Annotated in this window: 5 protein-coding genes; 1 reads left to right on the top strand and 4 read right to left on the bottom strand. The window is 65.8% G+C overall.

Going from position 1 to position 4,609, the window contains the following annotated elements:
* Window positions 1–84 precede the first annotated feature (84 nt).
* Together HKK72_RS36200 and HKK72_RS36205 are read right to left on the bottom strand one after the other, a co-directional pair.
* The gene (locus HKK72_RS36200) at window positions 85–1,347 is read right to left on the bottom strand and encodes an IS110 family transposase (protein ID WP_187238905.1); all 1,263 of its coding nucleotides are present in this window, start codon (window positions 1,345–1,347) and stop codon (window positions 85–87) included.
* Window positions 1,348–1,831: 484 nt separating this feature from the next.
* The gene (locus tag HKK72_RS36205) at window positions 1,832–2,710 is read right to left on the bottom strand and encodes a transporter substrate-binding domain-containing protein (protein WP_222721590.1); all 879 of its coding nucleotides are present in this window, start codon (window positions 2,708–2,710) and stop codon (window positions 1,832–1,834) included.
* 114 nt (window positions 2,711–2,824) lie between these two features.
* Between HKK72_RS36205 and HKK72_RS36210 the strand changes: the two genes are divergently transcribed.
* Window positions 2,825–3,322, top strand: a complete 498-nt coding sequence (locus tag HKK72_RS36210) for a hypothetical protein (protein WP_187238906.1) — start codon at window positions 2,825–2,827, stop codon at window positions 3,320–3,322.
* 475 nt (window positions 3,323–3,797) lie between these two features.
* Here HKK72_RS36210 and HKK72_RS36215 read toward each other — a convergent pair whose 3' ends face one another.
* Both HKK72_RS36215 and HKK72_RS36220 read right to left on the bottom strand, forming a co-directional pair.
* Window positions 3,798–4,223, bottom strand: coding sequence for an SMI1/KNR4 family protein (locus HKK72_RS36215; protein WP_187238907.1), 426 nt, complete (start codon window positions 4,221–4,223; stop codon window positions 3,798–3,800).
* A 101-nt stretch (window positions 4,224–4,324) separates the two neighbouring features.
* On the bottom strand, window positions 4,325–4,486 hold the full coding sequence (locus HKK72_RS36220; RefSeq protein WP_187238908.1) for a hypothetical protein: 162 nt from the start codon (window positions 4,484–4,486) through the stop codon (window positions 4,325–4,327).
* Between the last annotated feature and the right edge of the window lie 123 nt (window positions 4,487–4,609).

Below are 4,609 nucleotides of genomic sequence, written 5' to 3' on the forward strand. Positions count from 1 at the left end.
GCTGAATCGAAAATCGGTGCTCAGCTGGGCAGGCGGCAGCACCCGGCGGAGCGTCAGCGGAGCCGGGTCCTTGGAGCGGTGTGGTCAGGCGGCTTGCTCGAGGGTGACTTTCTTGCCGGAGAGTCGTTCGAGTTCGCGGATCAGTTGGCGTTTGCGGCGTTCGGGGGCGAGGCGGTCGTGGAAGTCGGCGCCGAGGTCGGTGAAGTGGGCGTCGGGGTTGGAGAGCAGGTGGTAGGCGATGGTGAGGATGGAGTTGCCCACGGCGACCAGGGCGCGTTTCTTGCCCCGGCGTTTGGCGACCCTGCGATAGCGGGACCCGAGGAAGGTCTTGGTCCGGGACGCGCCCATCGCCGCCTCACCGAGCGCGCCGCCGATCCAGGGGTTGCCCTTGCCGGTGGAGCTGGACTTGTTGCGGCCCGCGGACTGTTTGGCCTTGGGTGCGAACTTGGCCCAGGACACCAGGTGCCCGGCGGTGGGGAAGCGATCCATGTCCGCCCCGATCTCAGCGATGATCTCCTGGGCTCCGGTCTTGCCGATGCCGGGGATCTCATCCAGTTGAGCCACCTGGCGGGCGAAAGGGGCCAGGGCCTCATCGATCCTGGCGTCGAGCCGGTGGATCTGGGCGCTCAGCACGTCGACACGTTCCAGCATCATGGCCAGCAGATAGCCATGGTGGTCGCGGAAGTGCCCGGTCAGCGCCTCCTGCAGAACGCTGATCTTGGCGCGCATGGAACCCCGCGCCATCTGCGCGAGCACCTTCGGGTCGCGCTGCCCGGTGACCAGCGCATCCAGCATTGCCCGGCCGGACACCCCGAACAGGTCGGAGATCACCGCGGATAGTTTGATCTGGGTGTCTTCCAGCAGCTTCTCGGCCCGCTGCTTCTCCCGGGTCCGTTCCTGAATCAGGGTGCGCCGGTACCGGCACAGATCCCGTAGCTCCCGCTGCCAGGGCGGCGGGACGAACGACGGGCGGAGCATTCCCCGCTCGGCCAGCTTGCACAGCCAGATCGCGTCCAGCTTGTCGGTTTTCGGACGACCCGGCACGTTCTTGACGTCGCGGGCGTTGACGACCCAGCACTCGATGTCGTCCTCCAGCAGGTAGAACGGCGGCTTCCAGTACACCGACGTCGCCTCCATCACGCACCGGGTCACGCCCTGGCACACCAGCCAGTCCCGCAACCCCAGCAGCGACGCCGTGGTCGTGGCGAACGTACGGACCTCCTGCCGGCGCCTGCCCCCGATCGTGTCGTGCGGCACCCGCACACACGCCACCAGCGACGCCTTCCCGATATCCAGAGCGGCAACCCGCTCCACCAGCTCAGCAGCCTCCTCAGTGATCTCGTCCATGAGATCGTCCTGTCCCGGCGCGGTGACGACGGAATCCAGCGGCTGCTCGCGGGAGCCAACGGGGAACGGCAGAGGCGGAATCGCGTGCTCAAGGCAACAATGCAGGACCCCTGAAGGCGGCTCCCGGCGTCAGACTAATTGACGGGCTCACAGCACCAAGCACGCTCGACGTCGGCGAGCAACCACCCCCGATTTTCACGCCCGCAGGGCGTCCCCCGCAGGGAAACCGACGACTAATTGCGCCAAGGTGTACTAATTGCGCCAAGGTGTACTGACTGGCGTCATCGAACACGCCACCCGACTGATCGTGCTGACCGCTGTGCCGCACACAGTCGGTGTGCGGCACAGCGGGCCAGGCCCTGATGCGAAACCGCCCGGCCCGCGCGGCCGAACCGGACCCGGCGAGCTGTGATGTGGGCCTGCGCGCGGGCCGGTGAATGATTGGCCTGGTCGCCGCCAGGTCATCGGCTCGGGGGTGAGGAGGTTACTTGACCTCGGCGTCGTAGAACTTCTGGAACTGGCCCGAGGCGACCAGCAGGTGCAGCCACTGGTCCACGAACTCCTTCCAGATGATGTCGCCCTTGGGCAGCATGTAGCCCAGCTCGCCGTACTGCAATGGCTTGTCCGGGCTGACCGCGCACAGCTCCGGATGGATCTTGGACTGAACGACCGCCTCGGTCGCCTCCGTAACCATCACGTCGGCGCGCCCGGCGACGATCTCGTCGAAGATCGTGATGTTGTTCGGCCAGATGATCAAGTCGGCCAGCGGCAGATTGGCGCGGGCGAACGCCTCATTGGTCCCACCCGGCGGAGTGATCGCTTTGACGGTCGGCTTGTTCATGTCGGCGATGGTCTGGAATTTCGACGCGTTCTCACAGCGGGTCAGCGGTACTTTTCCGTTGACCAGCACCGTCTTCGAGAAGAAGACGTCCTTCTGCCGCGCCAACGTGACCGATATTCCGCCGACCGCGATGTCGCACTTCTGCGCAGTGAACGTAGGAACCAGCGCCGCCCAGGGCGAGGGGACGTACCGTACGCTCACCTCGAGCGCCTTCGCCAGGTCGTCCACCATGGTGACGTCGAGTCCATCGTAAGAGCCGTCGGCCTGCCGGAGCGCGAACGGTCGGTAGTCTCCCGGAGTGCACACTCGGATGTAGCCGCGCCGCTGGATCTCGTCGAGCCGGCTGTCGCCATGAGGTTTCGGCTTCACGGACGCGTTGACACTCGCCTGAGTGAAGGACACGCCACCGACGAGGACGACCATCGCGGCGATCACGCTGACGAGCGCGTTCTTGCGGCGCAACCTCACGCTGGCCTTTCTGAGAGCCGAGGAGATCTCGGCCGAGTGTTGTGTCATTTTCATCGTTCGCACCTTGATCGTTTGGGGGTCGCACGATGCTAGGTGGCTCAGGGAAATAGTTCTAGGGCTGTCCCGAATACCAAGACAGGTGTGCCGACCTGCGCGATTCTTGATGGAGTGGTCGCGGTGCTGCCTCAGGCGGCCCCGCAGCTGCTGGAGGCGATGATCAGCGGAACCCGCGAAGTACAAGAGCGACTTCGCCCACCACCACGGCCAGGGAAGGCCAAGGGCGAAGCCGAGGCGATCCAGACCATGCTAGAGGCGCGCGAGAACGCGCTGACTGACGAGGTACGGGCGCGCATCACCTTGACGCGACTGGACCGTCCGGCCGCCACGCAGACCATGATCGATACCAACTTCGGAATGGGCCGTACATCGGCGCGCGTCCGCGCGGCACGGCCTGCGGCATGGGGTCTTGCTTCGCCCGCCCGCAGTTCCGCGCCATGGTTGTCGGCAGCCGCCACAGGCTTTGCGCTCGCCCGGCGGTCATGGTCCACCCTCGCCTGGGCCGCCGGCGGGACACTGGTCGCGACATTCTGGTTCTTCCGTGATCCGGAGCGCCGGGCCGGTTTCGGCGCCGAACAACGACCGGATGCGCGTGCGACCCTGCCGTAGCCGCGGAACCCACGTGGAGAGAGCACGTCGCGGTCGCCGCGCCGCCCGAAGCCCCGGCCCCAGGATGGCCCCATCTCGGCCCCAGACATGATCCTCAACGCCCCTCACCGAGCACGTCTGACTGGTCACGGGTGGCGGGCCGCCTGGGACTCGAACCCAGAACCGACGGATCAAAAGCCGCTCAACGCGCACCGGACCGACACTCGTAGTGTCGGACTGTGTCGGTTCATCCGCGACTCCACTGCTCCGATGCCAGATCATGCCGCGTCGTGCCGTTGCGTTGCATGGCATACGAGCAACCACCGAGCAACCACCGAGCGACCACCGAGCGACCACCGAGCGACCACCGAGCGACCACCGAGCGACCATGGGCATCTTAGGCCTTGTCGACGACGCTTGAAAGCGGACTCAGGCACACATTCCGTGGGCTCCCCTGATCGACCGGCCGCAGGCCGTGAGTTTCAGTCTGCCGGTGCTACAGGTTCAGAGCCGCAACGAAATCGGAAAAGGTCGGTGCGACCATGCGCCATCCGAAAAGCGTGGTGCCGCCCTGGTGAAGGTCGATCCCGTAGATCTCGCCGAAAGCCACCACCCGAGGGTTCTCGGCGCCGGTTCGATAGTCCAGGGCGACCATATCGCCGTCGGAGTAACGGGACACAACGATGAGGTAAGCGGCTTCGATGTCGAGCCAGGGCAACCCGGCAGGCTTGGCCTGAGCGCTTCCCCGCGCCACCCAGTAAATCTGTGCCTGCCCTTCATATTCCGCGGTCACGCGGGCAAGGGCTGTCGTTTCAGCCTCCATTGTCTCGACCGACATGAATTCCATTTTCTCGTCCAGCCACGGAATGACCCTCAGGAGTGCCTGCTCGCCGGGATGGCGCCAACGCCCATCTTCCAGCATCTCCCGGAGCAGAGGCGGCAGCGGAAGTCCTCGGACGCACAAAGGCGATGGAGGTCTCGGATGGTCCACACGGCACAGCCTGCCACCCGACGCTGGATACGTCACGGAATGTGGGTCCACGCCGCCAGGTGCTGGCCCTGGCGGTGCATCATCATCTCGGCGAAGTCGCGGACGTGGGTGCGCAACGCGGCCAGTTGCGGGCAAGCGGCGGTGAGCGCGTCCATCTGGCGCCGTTCGTCGGGGGCCAGGTGGGCAGGGTGCATCCTTCGGCCCAGCGTTTACGCAGGTGAAGTCGTAGGCTTCCAGGGTCTTGGTGCGCTGGTGACCACCTCAGCGGAGGTGACCCGGCTGCGCATCAATGCGGTGCAGGCGATCCGCTCCGGTGG

The organism is Actinomadura sp. HBU206391 (assembly GCF_014323665.1).
Lineage (GTDB): Bacteria > Actinomycetota > Actinomycetes > Streptosporangiales > Streptosporangiaceae > Actinomadura_C.